Annotated in this window: 18 protein-coding genes and 1 pseudogene; 4 read left to right on the plus strand and 15 right to left on the minus strand. The window is 30.6% G+C overall.

Annotated elements, in window-relative coordinates; translation table 11 throughout:
- Window positions 1-536 (plus strand): annotated as a pseudogene (locus HA152_RS04710) (aminotransferase class V-fold PLP-dependent enzyme); the annotation flags it as partial.
- On the opposite strand, the gene HA152_RS04715 reads toward HA152_RS04710, so the two are convergent.
- A complete protein-coding gene (locus tag HA152_RS04715; RefSeq protein WP_209134083.1) occupies window positions 511-1,026 on the minus strand; it encodes a nucleoside deaminase in 516 nt (171 codons plus the stop codon). The pseudogene HA152_RS04710 and the gene HA152_RS04715 sit on opposite strands and share 26 nt — an antisense overlap.
- A gap of 43 nt (window positions 1,027-1,069) precedes the next feature.
- Here HA152_RS04715 and HA152_RS04720 point away from each other — a divergent pair, with 43 nt between their 5' ends.
- Window positions 1,070-2,455 (plus strand): pyridoxal phosphate-dependent decarboxylase family protein, encoded by a 1,386-nt coding sequence (locus tag HA152_RS04720; RefSeq protein WP_209134085.1) that lies wholly within the window; start codon window positions 1,070-1,072, stop codon window positions 2,453-2,455.
- 133 nt (window positions 2,456-2,588) lie between these two features.
- Here HA152_RS04720 and HA152_RS04725 read toward each other — a convergent pair whose 3' ends face one another.
- From HA152_RS04725 to pyk, 5 genes are read right to left on the minus strand one after another with little or no spacing between them, the layout of a single operon-like run.
- Window positions 2,589-4,088, minus strand: coding sequence for a GTP-binding protein (locus HA152_RS04725; protein WP_209134087.1), 1,500 nt, complete (start codon window positions 4,086-4,088; stop codon window positions 2,589-2,591).
- A 1-nt stretch (window position 4,089) separates the two neighbouring features.
- Entirely contained in the window at window positions 4,090-4,548 is a 459-nt protein-coding gene (gene lspA, locus HA152_RS04730) for a signal peptidase II (RefSeq protein WP_209134089.1), read from the minus strand.
- On the minus strand, window positions 4,548-5,117 hold the full coding sequence (locus tag HA152_RS04735) for a biotin transporter BioY (RefSeq protein WP_209134091.1): 570 nt from the start codon (window positions 5,115-5,117) through the stop codon (window positions 4,548-4,550). The genes lspA and HA152_RS04735 overlap by 1 nt, the downstream gene beginning before the upstream one ends.
- 15 nt (window positions 5,118-5,132) lie before the next feature.
- A complete protein-coding gene (locus HA152_RS04740; protein WP_209134094.1) occupies window positions 5,133-6,365 on the minus strand; it encodes an ABC transporter permease in 1,233 nt (410 codons plus the stop codon).
- Window positions 6,358-8,148 carry a pyruvate kinase gene (gene pyk / locus HA152_RS04745; RefSeq protein ID WP_209134096.1) on the minus strand — a complete coding sequence of 597 codons (1,791 nt, stop codon included), beginning with the start codon at window positions 8,146-8,148 and terminating at the stop codon, window positions 6,358-6,360. The genes HA152_RS04740 and pyk overlap by 8 nt, the downstream gene beginning before the upstream one ends.
- A gap of 61 nt (window positions 8,149-8,209) precedes the next feature.
- Here pyk and HA152_RS04750 point away from each other — a divergent pair, with 61 nt between their 5' ends.
- Entirely contained in the window at window positions 8,210-8,539 is a 330-nt protein-coding gene (locus HA152_RS04750; protein WP_209134098.1) for a nucleoside triphosphate pyrophosphohydrolase family protein, read from the plus strand.
- 2 nt (window positions 8,540-8,541) lie between these two features.
- Here HA152_RS04750 and HA152_RS04755 read toward each other — a convergent pair whose 3' ends face one another.
- The 3 genes from HA152_RS04755 to ilvA form a co-directional block, all read right to left on the minus strand.
- Window positions 8,542-8,820, minus strand: a complete 279-nt coding sequence (locus tag HA152_RS04755) for a YggT family protein (RefSeq protein WP_002807500.1) — start codon at window positions 8,818-8,820, stop codon at window positions 8,542-8,544.
- Window positions 8,821-8,858: 38 nt separating this feature from the next.
- A complete protein-coding gene (gene scpB, locus HA152_RS04760; protein WP_209134670.1) occupies window positions 8,859-9,365 on the minus strand; it encodes an SMC-Scp complex subunit ScpB in 507 nt (168 codons plus the stop codon).
- 66 nt (window positions 9,366-9,431) lie between these two features.
- Window positions 9,432-10,973 (minus strand): threonine ammonia-lyase, biosynthetic, encoded by a 1,542-nt coding sequence (ilvA, locus tag HA152_RS04765; protein ID WP_209134100.1) that lies wholly within the window; start codon window positions 10,971-10,973, stop codon window positions 9,432-9,434.
- Between the two features lie 116 nt (window positions 10,974-11,089).
- On the opposite strand from ilvA, the gene dxs reads away from it, so the two are divergent.
- Window positions 11,090-12,979 (plus strand): 1-deoxy-D-xylulose-5-phosphate synthase, encoded by a 1,890-nt coding sequence (gene dxs, locus HA152_RS04770; protein WP_209134102.1) that lies wholly within the window; start codon window positions 11,090-11,092, stop codon window positions 12,977-12,979.
- Window positions 12,980-12,998: 19 nt separating this feature from the next.
- Here the strand turns inward: dxs and psaK are convergent, their stop codons facing one another.
- From psaK to htpG, 6 genes are all read right to left on the minus strand, one after another.
- Window positions 12,999-13,259, minus strand: a complete 261-nt coding sequence (gene psaK, locus HA152_RS04775; RefSeq protein ID WP_011862924.1) for a photosystem I reaction center subunit PsaK — start codon at window positions 13,257-13,259, stop codon at window positions 12,999-13,001.
- Between the two features lie 66 nt (window positions 13,260-13,325).
- A complete protein-coding gene (locus HA152_RS04780; RefSeq protein ID WP_209134104.1) occupies window positions 13,326-13,661 on the minus strand; it encodes a DUF3593 domain-containing protein in 336 nt (111 codons plus the stop codon).
- A complete protein-coding gene (locus HA152_RS04785) occupies window positions 13,654-13,956 on the minus strand; it encodes a DUF2499 domain-containing protein (protein ID WP_209134106.1) in 303 nt (100 codons plus the stop codon). Before HA152_RS04785 ends, HA152_RS04780 begins: the two co-directional genes overlap by 8 nt.
- A 3-nt stretch (window positions 13,957-13,959) precedes the next feature.
- Window positions 13,960-14,493, minus strand: a complete 534-nt coding sequence (locus tag HA152_RS04790) for a peroxiredoxin (RefSeq protein ID WP_209134108.1) — start codon at window positions 14,491-14,493, stop codon at window positions 13,960-13,962.
- Between the two features lie 5 nt (window positions 14,494-14,498).
- Window positions 14,499-14,735, minus strand: coding sequence for a 50S ribosomal protein L28 (gene rpmB / locus HA152_RS04795; protein WP_025881448.1), 237 nt, complete (start codon window positions 14,733-14,735; stop codon window positions 14,499-14,501).
- A 40-nt stretch (window positions 14,736-14,775) separates the two neighbouring features.
- Window positions 14,776-16,680: a molecular chaperone HtpG gene (gene htpG / locus HA152_RS04800; RefSeq protein ID WP_209134110.1), complete on the minus strand. Its 1,905-nt coding sequence runs from the start codon at window positions 16,678-16,680 to the stop codon at window positions 14,776-14,778.
- Window positions 16,681-16,756 lie beyond the last annotated feature (76 nt).

Raw genomic sequence — 16,756 nt, forward strand, 5'->3', positions numbered from 1 at the left:
CGCCTGGACTAAGTCCTTTTACAATGAATAAGAGAGCTGAAGATAAACTAAGTTCAAGAAAAACAAAAGTTCCTAACTGGTATTTAGATTTATCTCTTTTAAATAAATATTGGGGTTCTGATCGCGTATACCATCATACTGCACCTGTAAATATGAATTTTGCTATTCGAGAAGGTTTAAGATTAATTGCAAATGAAGGTTTAGAGAATGCTTGGAATAGGCATAATACTAATGCAAAGAAACTTTGGAAAGGTTTAGAAAGTCTAGGAATGGAATTACATGTATCAGAGGATTATCGATTGCCAACTCTTACAACAGTTAAGATTCCACCTGCAGTTGATGGAGATGGTTTTAGAAATCATCTTTTAAGAAACTTTGGAATAGAAATAGGAAATGGACTTGGAGAATTGTCTGGTAAGGTATGGCGCATAGGATTAATGGGCTTTAACTCAAGTGAGGAGAATGTAGACAGATTATTAAACTTATTTGATACTGAGTTAAAAAAATATGCTATTTTTGAGTCCTCAACTTTTTAAACCATAATTGTAAAATTTTACTGCATTCGTCTTCTAAAATACCTCCGACGATTTCCATTTTATGATGAGAGCTTTTATGCTTTGACAAGTCAATTGAGCCGCCCAATCCACCTCTTTTCTTATCGTAGGCACCAAAAATAACTTTACCCATCCTTGCTTGAATAAGTGCTGATGCACACATAGTACATGGTTCTAAATTTGTTAAGATAATACATTCATTAAATCTCCAGTCATTTTTTATTAGAGATGCCTGCCTTAGTGCCATAATTTCAGCATGACCTAATGGATCATTATTTATATTTCTCCTGTTAACACCTCTTCCAATACATCTTCCTCTCTCATCTAAAATTATTGAACAGATTGGTAACTCAACTTTTCCAATTTCTTCTGATCTTCTTAAAATAGAGTTCATCCATCTTGAGTATTTTAAAATATTTATTCCTTTATTTTCATCATAATTACTATTTACATTTTCAAAAATATACCTCATTTACCAATATTAAGAATAAACTTATTAATAGATATCTTATCTGATGACTGAAGATTTAATTAATAAAAAAGATATATACTTCCCTTCGTATTTAGGGACTAACGATAACTTAATTACTCTCCTAAATAAAACAACTCAAATTCTTTGTGACTGGTTCTCTAAAGCCGATAAATATGGTCCATTACCATTTGATGAGAATTTCAAGTGCTTAATGCCTGATGAGGATGGTAATTCTACAGAAGATTTGTTTTCTGATATTCAATCCCTTCTAAATAATTCTTTTAATCCAGTTCATCCAGGCTCTTTAGCTCATCTGGATCCCCCACCTTTGATTTTTTCTATTTTAGGCGATTTAATTGCTGCTGGTTTAAATAATAATCTTCTTGCTTACGAGTTGTCTCCAAGTATTACTTTGCTTGAGGAATCATTATGCAAATGGTTTGCAAGGAAAATAGGGTTTAATGATTCTTCAGGAGGCATAGCAGCTAGCGGAGGTACTTTAAGTAATTTGAATGCACTTATAGCAGCTAGACATAATTCTGGATTAGGTTCAGATCCCAATTCTGTATTACTTGTTAGTGAAGATGCTCATTCCTCTTTCATTAAATGTATAAGAATAATGGGTCTTGATGAAGCAAATCTTATTAGGATTAAAACTGATAATAATGGGAGTATTGATATACAAAATCTTAGAAAAACTATAGATAAATGTTTTATTGATAATAAAAAAATATTCGCTATTGTTGCCACTTTAGGGACAACAGTAAGAGGAGCAATTGATCCTATTAAAGATATAAGTGAAATATGCAAAGAAAGAAATATATGGCTTCATATCGATGGCTCCATTGGAGGCATTTTTGCCATAACTTCTATTCCAATAGAAGGTTTAAATAATATTAATAAGGCTAATTCCATAACAATAAATCCTCAAAAAATAATTGGTATTACTAAGACATCATCTTTGTTATTGGTTTCAGAAATGAGTACTTTAGAAAATACATTTTCTACTGGACTTCCTTACCTATCATCTAAAGAAGACATCATAAATAGAGGAGAAATTGGCATACAAGGTTCTAGACCTGCAGAGGTTATCAAACTGTGGCTTGGGTTACGTTTTTTAGGTCTGAATGGAATAGAAAATATATTAAAATCATCAATTAAAAGAAAAGATTTTTTTATAAAAAATATTAGTAAAAATAAATTTGATATATATTCAGGTCCTCTGCATATTGTATCATTCTTACCAAATAAACTTGAGCCAAAAGACTCTGATGAATGGACTCAAACTAAAGTTAATGAACTAATTAACAATAATTTTATGCTTTCTAGACCAAAATTTAAAGGTAAATATTTTTTAAGGGTTGTCATGGGAAATTACAATACAAAAGAATCTCATATTGTAGAACTTTTGAGACTTTTAGATGCTTAACTAATGAATATGGGTAGACAAAAAATTATTGCAATAGTAACAGGGGTTATATCTATAGCTATTTGTATTGCTTACTTACTATTAATAACTATCTTTGATTTCAGGACTTATCTAAATGATCAATTATCCAATTTTACATAGTAAATGGAGGCAAACTTTTATTTGATTGAAAATACTTTTTCATTTCAATTTTTGAAATAGCTTCTTTTAAGAAGTTGTTTAAAATATCCTCTCTCTTACTTATTCTATAAATCTTATCTACTACTTCTTGAATTCCTCCATCCCCCCAATCTTGGCCATTTTTAAAATATTCAATCAAACTCAGTCCTACTATTCTTATTAACCAGCCTGCGGTAACTGATTGTATAGATTTAGATAATATTATTTTAGTCAAGCTTGTAGCTAAAGCAGGAGAAATAATGGCGAGACCCCCTTTTAATATTCCTTGTTTGGCCAATGCGCTTAGCAGAGATGTAGCCAAATCTTTTGCATCTTTTTTTGTAAGCTTTATTTCATATATTTTTGATAATTCCATTATCATTTGTAGGTTTACGGAGGTAGTAGTTAGGAAATCAACGGCTGGTAGTGGATTAACTAGTATTACTCCTCCTGTTATCCACATATATTTATTAATCACTTTATTTGACATTAAATATCTTTGTTCTTGAACGAAATTTTTACTTTTAATACCTAACTTATTTGAGCGAAAAAGAATATTATCCGCCAATAATTCTTCACCATTATTATCGAGCGTTGCAATTATTTCTCTAAATAAACTTCCTACCTCTGGGACTAAATTTAAAGTATCTGATTTTGTATAGGTAGATTGTTGAGGTACTGCAATTGTTTGCACAACTGAAATTCTATTTTTTCTAGCGGAAGTTATAGAAATTATATTTTCTTTGATGAGGTTATTTTCATCTCTAGACCTCAAATCACATTTATTTAGAACTACTATTATTTTTTTTCCTATTTTCAATAATTCTTTAATTAAATAGTTTTCGTATTTATTTATGTCTTGATCCAAGACAAAAAGAACTAAATCAGAATTTGATGCTTGTATGATTGTTTCTTTTTCTCTTTGTTCTCCTAATTTAGATGGTTCGAATAAACCAGGAGTATCCACAATATTAATGTTTCTTTTTAAGATTGGGATGCGAATTTTATAGCTATTAATTTGCTTTGTTGTACCTATTTTTGCTGAAGTTTGTCCTACAATATTTTTCAATAAAGATCTTGCTATAGATGTTTTTCCTGAGGAACCTGCTCCAAAAAGAGTAACGTTATAATCTCCTGTTTTTAATTGGGCCTCTAGTTTATTTTTTTGGTAATTTAACAATTCAACTTTTACTTTATCATTAATTTTTTTATTAATTTTCTCGACCCCTTCCAAACTTATCTTGGCAGCACCATATGTATTTTTGAATGTAAGTGTATTTTTTTTATTTTTGTAAATAACTTTATAAACTATTTTTTTAAAAAGTTTTTTATCAATGTTGTAAAAGATATACATAATTATTATTAAAAATAAAATTGTATAAATATTTACTGTTCGTATTAATATCGAAAATAAAATATATAGAAATAAAATAAAAATAATATATTTTATATATTTCAATTTCAAGTAATTCATATTATTGTTTGTTTTTAAAAATTCTATACAGTAAAAATATAAACCCAAGATTAATAGATATATCAGCAATATTAAATACCGGAAAATTTATAAAATTTAAATTTATAAAATCAATTACAAAACCTTTTAAAATTCTATCTATTCCATTACCAATAGTTCCTCCTAGAATAAAGCTATAAGAGGTAATGTCAATTTTGTTTAAAGTATTTTTCCTTAATATTAAATAAATAAGTAATATTGAAAAAATAATACTTATTAAAGATAAAAATATTCTATTACCACTAAATATGTTAAATGCTGCTCCGTAATTTTTAACAAAGTCTAATCTAAATAAAAGAAAATCTTTATTTAAAAATTTTTTATAATTATAAAAAATTAAATATTTTGTATATTGATCTATTAAAATAATAAAAATACTTAAGGATAAATAATATAACTTTGTTTGTATCTTAGTAATCATTATTTGCTATGTTTTAAACTTTTGATAGGTTTAATAAGTAGTAATAATGGAATAAGCGTTAAAAAATGATATCCAATTTTACCTACAGAGTATTTCCCTAAATTATATAAAAATATATTAAATTGACTGTAAAATATAACTTGTAAAAGATGGTAAAATATTCCAGTCATATGCATAGCACATATTGCTATAAATCCCTTTTTTAAAAAGTTACCAACATTTATTTTATTTGTTGTATTTAAATTATCAATTATTTTGATTAATGGATATAAACCTAATAAATAACCAAAATTTGGAGTGAGTAAATATCCTATTGAGCCTCCTTGATGAAAGACTGGGGCTATAAATAACCCTAAAATTATATATATAGAAAATGCCCTGAAAACTACTTTTTTATGAAATATAAGTGTTAGTAAAATTGTAGTTGGAATTTGCCATGTGATAGGCATCTCAAAACTATTATTAGATTCATCGACAAATGGTAGTGGAATATAAACAGGTAGCATTGATGATATTACTAGTGATTGAAGACTCACCAGTATCTCAATTAATTTATAAAAATTGAGCATTATTATAAATTTTATTTATAAACTTCTCAAGGCAACAATGGGATCTAGTTTAGAAGCTCTTTTTGCAGGTAAAACTCCAAAGATTAAACCAATTGATCCTGAAATGATCATGGTGGATAAAGTTGTTGATAATCCTACAGATGCAGGAAGGGGAGTTATCAAAGACAAAATAAAAACACCTGATAATCCTGTTGTTGTTCCTATTAATCCTCCAATTGTAGATAAAATCAATGCCTCAATTAAAAATTGAATTAATATATCTGACTGTTTAGCTCCTATTGCTTTTCTAAGACCAATCTCTTCAGTCCTTTCACTAACGGAAACTAGCATAATATTCATGATTCCTATTCCTCCAACAACTAAAGATACTGCCCCAATACCCGCCAATAAAAAAGTTAACCCACTTGTTATGTTGGTAACTATATTCAATGCATCTTCTTGCGATCTAACTGCAAAGTCATCATCTCTTATTATTTTATGTCTTTGCCTTAATAAGTTTGTAATTTGGAATTTTGCGGCACTAGTTGTATTTTTATTTATCGCTTCCACACTAATAAAGCTTAAACTTACACCATAAGTAGGGTCCTTCCCAGTAATTCTATTTACCATAGTGGTTAATGGTATATAAGCATTTTTGTCTTGATTACTTCCAAATACAGCACCTTTTGGTTTTAATATTCCGATAATTTCATAAGTATGATCTTTAATTCTGATTTTTTCTCCAAGTGAAGAATTTTTATCTTTGAAAAATTCGTCTTTAAGATCAGGACCTATTACAACATAACTTCTTGCACTATTAACATCACTTTTAGATAAAAATCTTCCCTTATCTACTTCAAAGCTTCTTACTTCAAGAAATTCAGGAGTAACACCAGCAATAGATATATTAAGGCTTTTAGAATTTGATTGTACTATCTCGTTAGCAGAGATTTGAGGAGCAACTTTTTTAACTGTGGGGACTTGATTGCTTATTGCTATTGCATCTTCTAAAACTAGGTTTTTAGGAAATGAAATACCTCTTCTTCTTGTGTCATTATTTCCAGGAACAATGAATAAAACATTTGCACCTAAATTACTTAATTGGTTTTTTGCTAATGTTTGAGCACCTCTTCCAAGTCCAACGAGAGTAATAACTGATGCATTTCCTATAATAATCCCAAGCATTGTTAACGAACTTCTCAATTTGTTCGAAACTAAGGTTTTTGTGGCCATGCCTAAGGCTTCTTTTATTGAGATATTCCTAGACATATTTATATTTATCTAATGCATCATCATCTTCAATTTGACCCATGTATATAACACCTTCATTTAGCTGCAGTGTAATAAGGTCGCCATTGCTAATTTGATGATCATCCATATTTTCTAAATTACAAATTGTAGAAATCTTTTTATTATTTTTGTTAAACAAAGCATAAACATCATTTACATTTTGGTTCGTAACAATCCCCGCAATATTTTTACTAAGTGGAATATTTTTCATTAATTCTTCCGGAACAAATAATATTTCTCCTGGACAAATTAATGACATGTCTAGATTATTTTTTATTATTCTTGCTTTACCGGTAACACCGATTTCCCCTATTGAAATTCCCCTTGATACAATTTTTCTTACTAAACCGACTTTTATTAAATCTGTAGAACCACTTATTCCAGTTAATGTGCCTGCAGTTTGAACTACTAAATCTCCTTGATTTAGTATCCCCATTTCCTGAGCAATTTGCATAGCCAAACTAAAAGTTTTTGCAGTTCTTTCATCATTTTTAACTACTATGGGAGTAACTCCCCAAACAAGTTGTAATCTTCTCGCTACGCTCCTCTCTGTAGTAGTTGCCAAGATAGGTGTTGGAGGTCTGAATTTACTTACATTTCTAGCGGTAGAGCCTGATTTTGTTAAAGGGATTATAGCTCCTGCATCAAGTTGTCTAGCTATATTACTTACTGCTGCACTAATAGCATTTGGGATGGTACTAGGTAAGTGGCTCTCAATAGCTTTGAGTGGATAATCCCTTTCAATTCTTCTTGCTATAGTCGCCATCGTTTCTACTGCCTCTACAGGATAATCGCCAACTGCAGTTTCATTTGAAAGCATTACAGCATCTGTCCCATCCAGAATTGCATTTGCAACATCACTAACTTCGGCCCTTGTTGGTCTTGGATTCGAAGCCATAGAGTCAAGCATTTGAGTCGCTGTAATTATTGGAATACCTAAAGTATTAGCTTTTCTTATTAATTCCTTTTGTAAAAGAGGAACTTCTTCAGCAGGCATTTCTACTCCTAAATCACCCCTCGCAACCATAACCCCATCACATAAAGGTAATACTGTATCAATTTGATCAATCGCTTCAAATTTTTCTATTTTTGCGACCACGGGAGTTGAATGCCCATTTTTATTTATTAAATCCTTTATCTCGTTTATATCGGATGGATTTCTTACGAAACTTAGGGCAATCCAATCAACCCCTTCAGATAGACCGAATTTTAAATCCTCTTTATCTTTTTCTGTTAATGCTTTTACTGATAATTGAACATCTGGAAAATTAACACCTTTATTGTTTGAAAGAACCCCTCCTACAGTTACCATGCACTCCAAATTATTAGCTTTTATATCAACTTTATCTACAATCATTTCTATTTTTCCATCATCTAAAAGAATTCTTTTCCCCTTGCTAACTTCTTGAGAAAGTTTGTCGTAGGTTACATTTGCAATAGTATTTGTACATTCGACTTCATTTGATGTCAGTGTAAATTTATCGCCTTTTTTAACTTTCACTGGCCCATCTTTAAAACGCCCTAATCGTATTTTAGGTCCTTGAAGATCTTGTAATATTCCAATATCTATATCTAACTTTTTTGATACTTCCCTTATGGTTTTTATTCTCTCAGCATGATCCTTATGATCTCCATGTGAGAAATTTAATCTGAATGTTGTTACTCCAGCTTTAATTAAATTTGTAATTATCTCTTCAGATTGAGTCGCAGGGCCAATAGTTGCTACTATTTTTGTTCTTCTTTTTAAATCAATATTCGACATATATAGATAATATTGCTAGATATAAATAAATTTACCATACCCAAAGTTAGTTATTTAAGTCATGGATTTTAAAACTTATCAGAAAAAAGCTAGAGAAACAGCACAATATCCAGATTTAGGCTCAAATAATATTTATCCAACTCTTGGTTTAGTTGGAGAGGCTGGAGAGGTGGCAGAAAAAGTGAAAAAGGTTATAAGAGATAAAAATGGAATATTTGATAACGAATCAAAATTAGGTATTAAAAAAGAGTTAGGAGATGTTTTGTGGTATGTTTCAAATCTTTGTACAGAATTGAATTTCAACTTAGAGGATGTTGCAATACAAAACCTTGAAAAATTAAAATTAAGAGCTGCTAAAGGGAAGATAAAAGGTTCTGGGGATGATAGATAAATTCAGCTATAACCTAAGCTGGCGTACTGGAGATTTGTAATTAAATTTTGTATAACATTTAAAAGTAAAAAAGCTAATAAAGAAGAAATATCAAATCCACCTATTGGGGGGATAATACCTCTAAAAATGTTTAAATAAGGATCTGTGATAGAAGTTAATGCAGATAAAACACCATTACTCCAATCAATACCTGGAAACCATGTGAGTAAAATTCTTATTATCAATATGAAAGAATAAATTGATAAAGTTTGCCCCAGAACCGCAAAAATCTCAGATAACATTATCTTTTCGTAATTTAATATATCCTAACATTTACTTTTTATTGCTGCTTATTATTACTGCTTCCTATATTTGAAAGATATTCATTACTTACAGCAAAAGTTTGAAAAAACTTTTCTGATAATGATAACCAATATGATCTACCATCTTTTTGCTTCCGTTTGACGATAAATTTCTTTTCTAATAATTCTTTAATATGATCATAAGCTCCTGAACCTCGAAGAAGTATAAGATCCGATTGCAGGATCTTTTTTTTGATCGCAATGGTTGCCAATGTCCTTAATTCCGATGTTTTCAAATCAGAAGGAAGTAAATCATCAACGAATTCATTAAGACTAGATTTTAGTTCGAGAGAAAAACTGTTATTAACTGTATTTAATTCAATAGCTGAGTTGGGATTAGAGTATTTATTTTTTAGATCTTTAATTGCATTATTTATTGAGTTTATATCAGAATTAGTAATTTCTGAAAGATCCTTTTTTGTTATTGGTCTGCCTTTCAAATATAAGACAGCTTCAACTTTAGTAACTAAATCTATATCAGATATTGGCGTGGTATTTAGATCAGATTGATTGATTTTAATTACCGAAATCTTTCCTAAGATACCTTAAATTTAATCTGATGCACCAAGGAATAATCTATATGTATCGTTTTGAGTTTCATCCCAGAATTTATAGCCTAAAATTCTAACAAATTTATTCCACTCTAAAATCTCATTTTTATGGATTAAAACTCCAATAACAATTTTTCCTACATCAGCACCATAATTCCTGTAGTGAAATACGCTTATAGACCAATTAGATTTCATATTATTTAAGAAGTTTATTAATGCGCCTGGCCTTTCAGGAAACTCAAATCTGTATAAAAGTTCAATAAAGTTTTTATATTCCATCTCTTTAAAATCCCTTGGTAATCTTCCACCTACCATATGTCTGAGATGATTTTTAGATAATTCATCATCACTTATGTCAATAAATGAGTACTCAGAATTTTTAAATATATTTAATAGATTTTTTTTATCATTTAAACCATAGACTTGAACCCCTACAAAGATCTGTGCATTCTTAGAATTTGACATCCTATAGCTAAATTCAGTTAAATTTCTATTATCAAGTAACTTACAAAAATCAATTAGACTACCAGCACGTTCAGGAATTTCAACAGCCATCATTACTTCTTTACACTCTCCAAGTTCTGCTCTTTCTGCTACAAATCTAAGCCTCTCGAAATTCATATTTGCACCACATGCAATCGCAACCATTTTTCTATTTGAATGATTCGAATTTAAAATATCTTTTTTCATTCCCGCTATTGATAAGGCACCTGCGGGCTCTAGTATTGATCTAGTATCCTCAAAAACATCTTTTATAGCAGCACAGATTTCATCAGTATTAACCTTAATCATCTTATCTATATATTTTCTACCAATATCAAAAGTATTTTTACCAATTTTTTTAACCGCCACTCCATCTGCAAATTGACCTACAGAAGATAGTTCCACAATTTTTTCTTCTTCCAAAGATTTCGTCATAGCGTCAGCATCTTCTGGTTCTACACCAATTATTTTTACTTCAGGCCATACTTTTTTAACGTATAAGGATATACCTGATATCAACCCCCCACCACCTACAGCAATATAAATTGCATAAGGTTTTTCCTTAAGCTGCTGTTCAAGTTCTATAGCTATAGTTCCTTGTCCTGCTATTACTTCTGGATCATCAAAGGGATGAATAAAGCATAAATTTCTTTCTTGGCTAATCCTTATTGCCTCTTTGTAAGCTTCATCATAGTTATCGCCATATAATATAACTTTTGCTTTTAAATTTTTTACTGCATTAACTTTTACTAGAGGTGTTGTAATGGGCATTAATATCGTTGCTTGGCAATTTAACTTAAGGGCACTAAGTGCAACCCCTTGAGCATGATTACCAGCACTAGAGGTAATTACTCCCTGAGCAAGCTGTGAATTAGTGAGCTTACTCATTTTGTTATATGCACCTCTTATTTTGAATGAAAATACATCCTGAAGATCTTCTCTTTTTAGAAAAACTTCATTATTAAGTTTATTACTTAAATTATGAGCTTTCTCTAGTGGTGTTTTTTTTGCAACTTCATAGACTTCAGCTTGAAGTATTTTTTCAAAATAATCATTCATATATATATTTTTAGCATTAATTATTAATCTAATAAAACATTACATGATCTATTTCAAAAAAAATACTCATTTTGCACCTCGGCGTTTTAGATTATATAGATACCAATTTTTGTTAAATGCTTTTAAGTGAGTTAAGTCATCCAAATCAACTTCATGGCTTAACAGTTTCACAATTAGAGGAAATTGCTTGTCAAATTAGAGAAAGACATCTTCAAGTAGTATCTACTAGTGGAGGACATCTTGGTCCTGGATTAGGTGTAGTTGAGTTGACATTGGCTTTATATCAAACTCTTGATCTTGATTTTGACAAAGTTGTTTGGGATGTAGGACATCAAGGTTACCCTCATAAATTAATTACAGGACGTTTCAGTCAATTTGATTCTCTAAGGCAACAAAATGGTGTCGCTGGATATCTAAAAAGGAGTGAAAGTAAATTTGATCATTTTGGAGCTGGACATGCAAGTACTTCTATTTCTGCTGCTTTAGGAATGGCAATAGCAAGAGATAGAAAAGGTGAAAATTATAAATGTGTCGCTGTTATTGGAGATGGAGCCCTAACTGGGGGAATGGCATTAGAAGCTATAAATCATGCAGGTCACTTACCAAATACCCCTTTAGTTGTAGTATTGAACGATAATGACATGTCTATTTCACCTCCGGTTGGAGCCCTTTCATCTTACTTAAATAAGGTAAGAGTAAGTCCACCACTGCAATTTTTGTCCGATAGTGTTCAGGAAAGTGTAAAAAATATTCCCTTAATTGGTAAGGATATCCCAGAAGAACTCAAAAATATTAAAGGAAGCGTTAGACGACTATCTGTGCCTAAGGTTGGAGCTGTTTTTGAAGAACTTGGATTTACATATATGGGTCCAATTGATGGTCATGATATTAGTAACTTAGTTAAAACCTTTAACGCTGCCCATAAACTTAAAAGACCTGTAATTGTTCATGTTGTCACAACAAAAGGGAAGGGTTACCCATATGCAGAAGCCGATCAGGTTGGATATCATGCACAGTCTGCATTTGATCTTACAACTGGGAAATCAATTCCATCAAAGAAACCTAAACCTATTAGTTATAGTAAAATATTTGGTCAAACCTTATTAAAAATATGTGAGCAAGATAGCAAAGTCGTTGGTATTACGGCTGCAATGGCTACAGGTACTGGTTTAGATTTATTGCAAAAAAATATCCCTGATCAATATATCGATGTAGGAATAGCAGAACAACATGCAGTTACTCTTGCGGCAGGAATGTCTTGTGATGGTCTTAAACCTGTTGTAGCTATTTATAGTACTTTTCTTCAACGTGCATTTGATCAATTAATTCATGATGTCGGGATACAAAATCTACCTGTATCATTCGTACTTGATAGAGCTGGGATAGTTGGAGCTGACGGTCCTACTCACCAAGGTCAGTACGATATCAGTTATATGAGATCTATACCTAATTTTGTCTTAATGGCTCCAAAGGATGAGTCTGAATTACAGAGAATGTTAATAACTTCAATAAACCATAATGGTCCTACAGCTCTAAGAATACCCAGAGGATCTGGATTAGGAGTGGCTGTAATGGATGAGGGTTGGGAACCTTTGAATATAGGCGAAGCTGAAATACTTGAAGAGGGAGAAGATATTTTAATTATTGCTTATGGCTCAATGGTAGCCTCAGCAATTGAAACAGCAAAGATCTTAAAAAATATCAACATTAATGCATGCATTGTTAATGCAAGATTTGTTAAACCTCTCGATAAAAATCTAATTATGCCTTTAGCAAGTAGGATTCAAAAAGTTGTAACCATGGAAGAAGGAACCTTAATAGGTGGATTTGGTTCCGCAATAGTTGAATTATTTAACGATAATGAAATAAACATCCCTGTATATAGAATAGGTATACCTGATGTTTTAGTTGATCATGCTTCACCTGATCAGAGTAAAGAAAAACTAGGTCTTATGCCTGATCAGATGGCAGATAAAATTGTTAAGAAATTTAAGTTAGTTAATTAAAAATTAAATAAATAAATATTTATAAAACACCACGTGAGGCTAATCCTAAGATTGCTCCAATTCCGAAAATATGACCTAGGCAATTAGCACCTACAACTGATGCGTGACTTAAACCTCCATAGAATTTTGAATTAGGTATTTCAAAACCTTCATTAGGTTTTCTTATTGTTGCTCTAGCAATTGCATAAGCAAAAACATTACATGCAATCATTACGACGGCACACTTTGGAGACCAAGAAAAAGTTGCTGGATCTGCAGCTGCAAATAATGTAGTAATCATAAAAAATCGTTATTTTCATATATTCTCTAATACTTTTACCTAAAAAACACAAAATTGTAAAAGGTCTTAAGAGTTGTTTACTTCTAAGCTATTTAACAACTTTATAAATCCAAGCAAAATAACAAAATCACTTAGAGTTAGGAATGATTCTGCAAAGCCATGCAGGAAGTCAACCTCAACAAGGCTTGTATCATAGTAATTTAGTGTGAAGATAGATACCAATATAGTTATGAATACGAATAAAACAGTTAAGGAAAAGCCTGTTTTTACAAAAATATTAACAGATTTGATTTTATATAAGTAAAACAAAAATATTGCATATGGAATTATTGATACTGCGAACAATAATGTGTTATCAATTGAAGCTAATTTTTCTATAGATTTTATAAATAAATCATTCATAAGTCTCTTTCTTTTTAAAAATAGTGAATGATGCTAGAGCTAATGTTGAATTTCCTATAAATGTAAATATCCCTTGAAGAGTTACTAATCCATACAATGCATCTTGATTATCATAGATATGCCAGGTAATCGCACACATAGCTCCTATTAAGTTTGGGACCATAGCTAAGCTTAACCAAAAAAATAAATTATATTTTTTATATGTGGAAATTTTGTATATGACAAAGATGGTAAATATCCATTCAATTACTGAAGAGATATGAATTAACCAAGTTCCAAATGAAAGTTCGTGCAAAATTTATATTTTTTTCTTTAGTACATTAAGTACTTCCTTGGCATGATTTATAGGTAAAACACTTATCCATCTATAAGAAATTTCCCCTTCTGGAGAAATCAAAAAAGTATTTCTATCTGAAAATGGAGGAATCCAGGAACCATATTTATCGCTAATAATTCCTTCAGGATCAGATAATAAAGTGTAGTTTATGGATTTTTCGCCGCAGAAACTTTCATGAGAATCTTGATTATCAGCACTAATCCCAACAATTTCGGCATTATATTTTGAAAAATCCTTTTTTAATTCAGAAAAACCTTTAGCTTCAAGAGTGCAACCTGCTGTAAAGTCCTTTGGATAAAAATACATAACAAGCCACTTACCTTGAAAATCATTTAATTCCCATATTTTTTTTGATTTTATGTTTTTATTAAAACCTTCTAATTGAAAGTTTGGAGCAATATCTCCTACTTCTGGAGCAAAATCGAAAGCTATTGTTGAATTACAATTAATTAAGATAGTAAATGATATTAATATACTTACTACTAAATTTCTCATCAAATTTAGAATTTTTTTAAATCAACTCCATTTGATTTAGCAAATTTATCTAATCCCACTTTTTGTATAGATTTTAGTGCTTTGGTACTAATTTTTATATTTACCCATTTTTTTCCTTCTTCCCACCAAAGTCTCCTTTTTTGGAGATTAACTTGTTGCAATTTTTTTGTACGAATATGTGAGTGACTTACAGCCATCCCATTATTAGCTTTGGCTCCAGTCAGTTCGCAAACTCTTGACATATTTTTTTGAATTATATCTGTAAAAATTTTAACACACGACTCAATTTGTTGAATTAAGCAATTCTGAAATTAAATCGGCGTTGTTATTTTGTAAATTATTAATCTGTTCTTGATCTAATCCTCCAACTGATAGTTTAGCCATATCGTAAACATGATTTGCAATTTTAGATACCAATGGATTTTCTATGGGGTCTTTTTTATCAATAATTATATTATTGCCTGTAATTTTATTAAGACCAACAATAAGAGGATGTTCCTTGTTAATTAAAAGCACATGATATTCAGGTAAGCCAGGCATCTTTTGCTCCATGTAAGCACCCATATCATTAATTCTTCTCATTTGCTCTGGAAGCAAGATCATCGCTGGTGGTGCACCTTTACTTGAAAGTGACTGAACTTTAACTGTTACTTTTTCGTTGTTAAGTGCTTTAACAATAGTATCTCTAAGATTTTCTGTATTTGATTTGCCATCCTTATCTACAATTTCTTTAGATTCTTTATCATCAAGTTCATTTATTTCTGAATCAACTCTTTGAAACTGATAATCTTCGTTTTTACTTTCTATCCAAGGAAGAAATTGTGCATCAATTAAGGGATCTGATTTAATAACTTCTTTGTTGTCAGATAAGCAGATATTTAATGCGCTTGACTGAGCAATCAAATCTGAACAGTAAATTATTTTTTTAGAATCAATTATGTTATTTCGTTCTTTGTAATTTGCCAGAGTTGTGAAATACTTATCATTAGACTTGATAAGGGTTTTATTTTCAATATCTTTAGTTACGTCTTTCTCTGAATTTATAATTGTTTCGAAAATTATACTGTTATCGACTAAATCAGCAAATTTTTCATCTTCAATAGCACCAATTTTAATAAAAGCAGATATGGAATCCCAAATTTCTGCATAAAATTCTGGAGTATTTTTTATCAAATCCTTTAGTTTATTAGCGATTTTTTTTGAGATAAATGATGATATAGACCTTACTTTTCTATCTGTTTGTAATGCACTTCTACTAACATTCAAAGGTATATCTGTTGAATCAATAACTCCTCTTAGAGGTAAAAGATATTTTGGTACTATCTCTTTGATTGAATCGCTTACGAAAACTTGATTGCAAAATAGTTTTATTTCTCCCTTTTCCCAATCAGCTCTACCTGATAACTTTGGAAAATACAAGATCCCTTGTATGTCATACGGATAATCTGTATTTAGATGAATCCATAAAAGTGGATCTCCCTGGAAAGGATAAAGGTATTTATATAAATCAATATAGTCTTCATCTTTTAATTCACTAGGTTGTTTTCTCCAAGGAGGATTTTTCTTATTAATTGTCTCACCTTCGAGTAACACATCTATTGGCATAAAGTCACAATATTTTTTTATTAGTGATTTAATCCTTTCAGGCTCGATAAACTCTTTTTCTTCTTCAAGTAGGTGAAGTATTACATCTGTACCAATAGTCTCTCTTTCTGATTCTTCTAATGTGAAATTTGGCGATCCATCACATGACCATTTGAAAGCTTTTGATTCTCCAATTGCTGATTTGGTTAATATATCAACTCTATCTGCCACCATGAAACTTGAATAAAAACCAAGTCCAAAATGGCCTATGAATTCATCATTATCTTTTTTGTATTTTGTGAGAAATTCTTCTGCGCTAGAGAATGCTACTTGGTTTATATACTTCTTAATTTCTTCATCGTTCATTCCAATTCCATTATCTGAAATCGTTAGAGTATTTTTTTCACGATCAATAGATATATTTACTTGAGCTTCTTCAGTATTTTCGCAGTCGCCTGCCATAGATGCCATTCTTCGTTTACTTATTGCGTCAACACCATTACTGACAAGTTCTCTTAGAAAGATTTCATGGTCAGAATAAACAGCCTTCTTTATTATTGGGAAAATATTTTCGGTATTAATACGAATTTCGCCTTTTTCCATTTAAAAAAAAATCAAACATATTAAATCCTATTTCCTAAAAACTAGTTAATCAAGTTTAATTAGGAGTATTGACCGA

It is taken from the genome of Prochlorococcus marinus XMU1412 (assembly GCF_017696315.1).
GTDB lineage: Bacteria > Cyanobacteriota > Cyanobacteriia > PCC-6307 > Cyanobiaceae > Prochlorococcus_A > Prochlorococcus_A marinus_AF.

Excerpts from the sequence above, each read along its gene's own strand:
- HA152_RS04715 (WP_209134083.1), bottom strand. The coding sequence starts at position 1,026 with ATGAGGTATATTTTTGAAAATGTAAATAGTAATTATGATGAAAATAAA.
- HA152_RS04720 (WP_209134085.1), top strand. The coding sequence starts at position 1,070 with ATGACTGAAGATTTAATTAATAAAAAAGATATATACTTCCCTTCGTAT.
- HA152_RS04725 (WP_209134087.1), bottom strand. The coding sequence starts at position 4,088 with ATGAATTACTTGAAATTGAAATATATAAAATATATTATTTTTATTTTA.
- lspA (WP_209134089.1), bottom strand. The coding sequence starts at position 4,548 with ATGATTACTAAGATACAAACAAAGTTATATTATTTATCCTTAAGTATT.
- HA152_RS04735 (WP_209134091.1), bottom strand. The coding sequence starts at position 5,117 with ATGCTCAATTTTTATAAATTAATTGAGATACTGGTGAGTCTTCAATCA.
- HA152_RS04740 (WP_209134094.1), bottom strand. The coding sequence starts at position 6,365 with ATGTCTAGGAATATCTCAATAAAAGAAGCCTTAGGCATGGCCACAAAA.
- pyk (WP_209134096.1), bottom strand. The coding sequence starts at position 8,148 with ATGTCGAATATTGATTTAAAAAGAAGAACAAAAATAGTAGCAACTATT.
- HA152_RS04750 (WP_209134098.1), top strand. The coding sequence starts at position 8,210 with ATGGATTTTAAAACTTATCAGAAAAAAGCTAGAGAAACAGCACAATAT.
- HA152_RS04755 (WP_002807500.1), bottom strand. The coding sequence starts at position 8,820 with ATGTTATCTGAGATTTTTGCGGTTCTGGGGCAAACTTTATCAATTTAT.
- ilvA (WP_209134100.1), bottom strand. The coding sequence starts at position 10,973 with ATGAATGATTATTTTGAAAAAATACTTCAAGCTGAAGTCTATGAAGTT.
- dxs (WP_209134102.1), top strand. The coding sequence starts at position 11,090 with ATGCTTTTAAGTGAGTTAAGTCATCCAAATCAACTTCATGGCTTAACA.
- psaK (WP_011862924.1), bottom strand. The coding sequence starts at position 13,259 with ATGATTACTACATTATTTGCAGCTGCAGATCCAGCAACTTTTTCTTGG.
- HA152_RS04780 (WP_209134104.1), bottom strand. The coding sequence starts at position 13,661 with ATGAATGATTTATTTATAAAATCTATAGAAAAATTAGCTTCAATTGAT.
- HA152_RS04790 (WP_209134108.1), bottom strand. The coding sequence starts at position 14,493 with ATGAGAAATTTAGTAGTAAGTATATTAATATCATTTACTATCTTAATT.
- rpmB (WP_025881448.1), bottom strand. The coding sequence starts at position 14,735 with ATGTCAAGAGTTTGCGAACTGACTGGAGCCAAAGCTAATAATGGGATG.
- htpG (WP_209134110.1), bottom strand. The coding sequence starts at position 16,680 with ATGGAAAAAGGCGAAATTCGTATTAATACCGAAAATATTTTCCCAATA.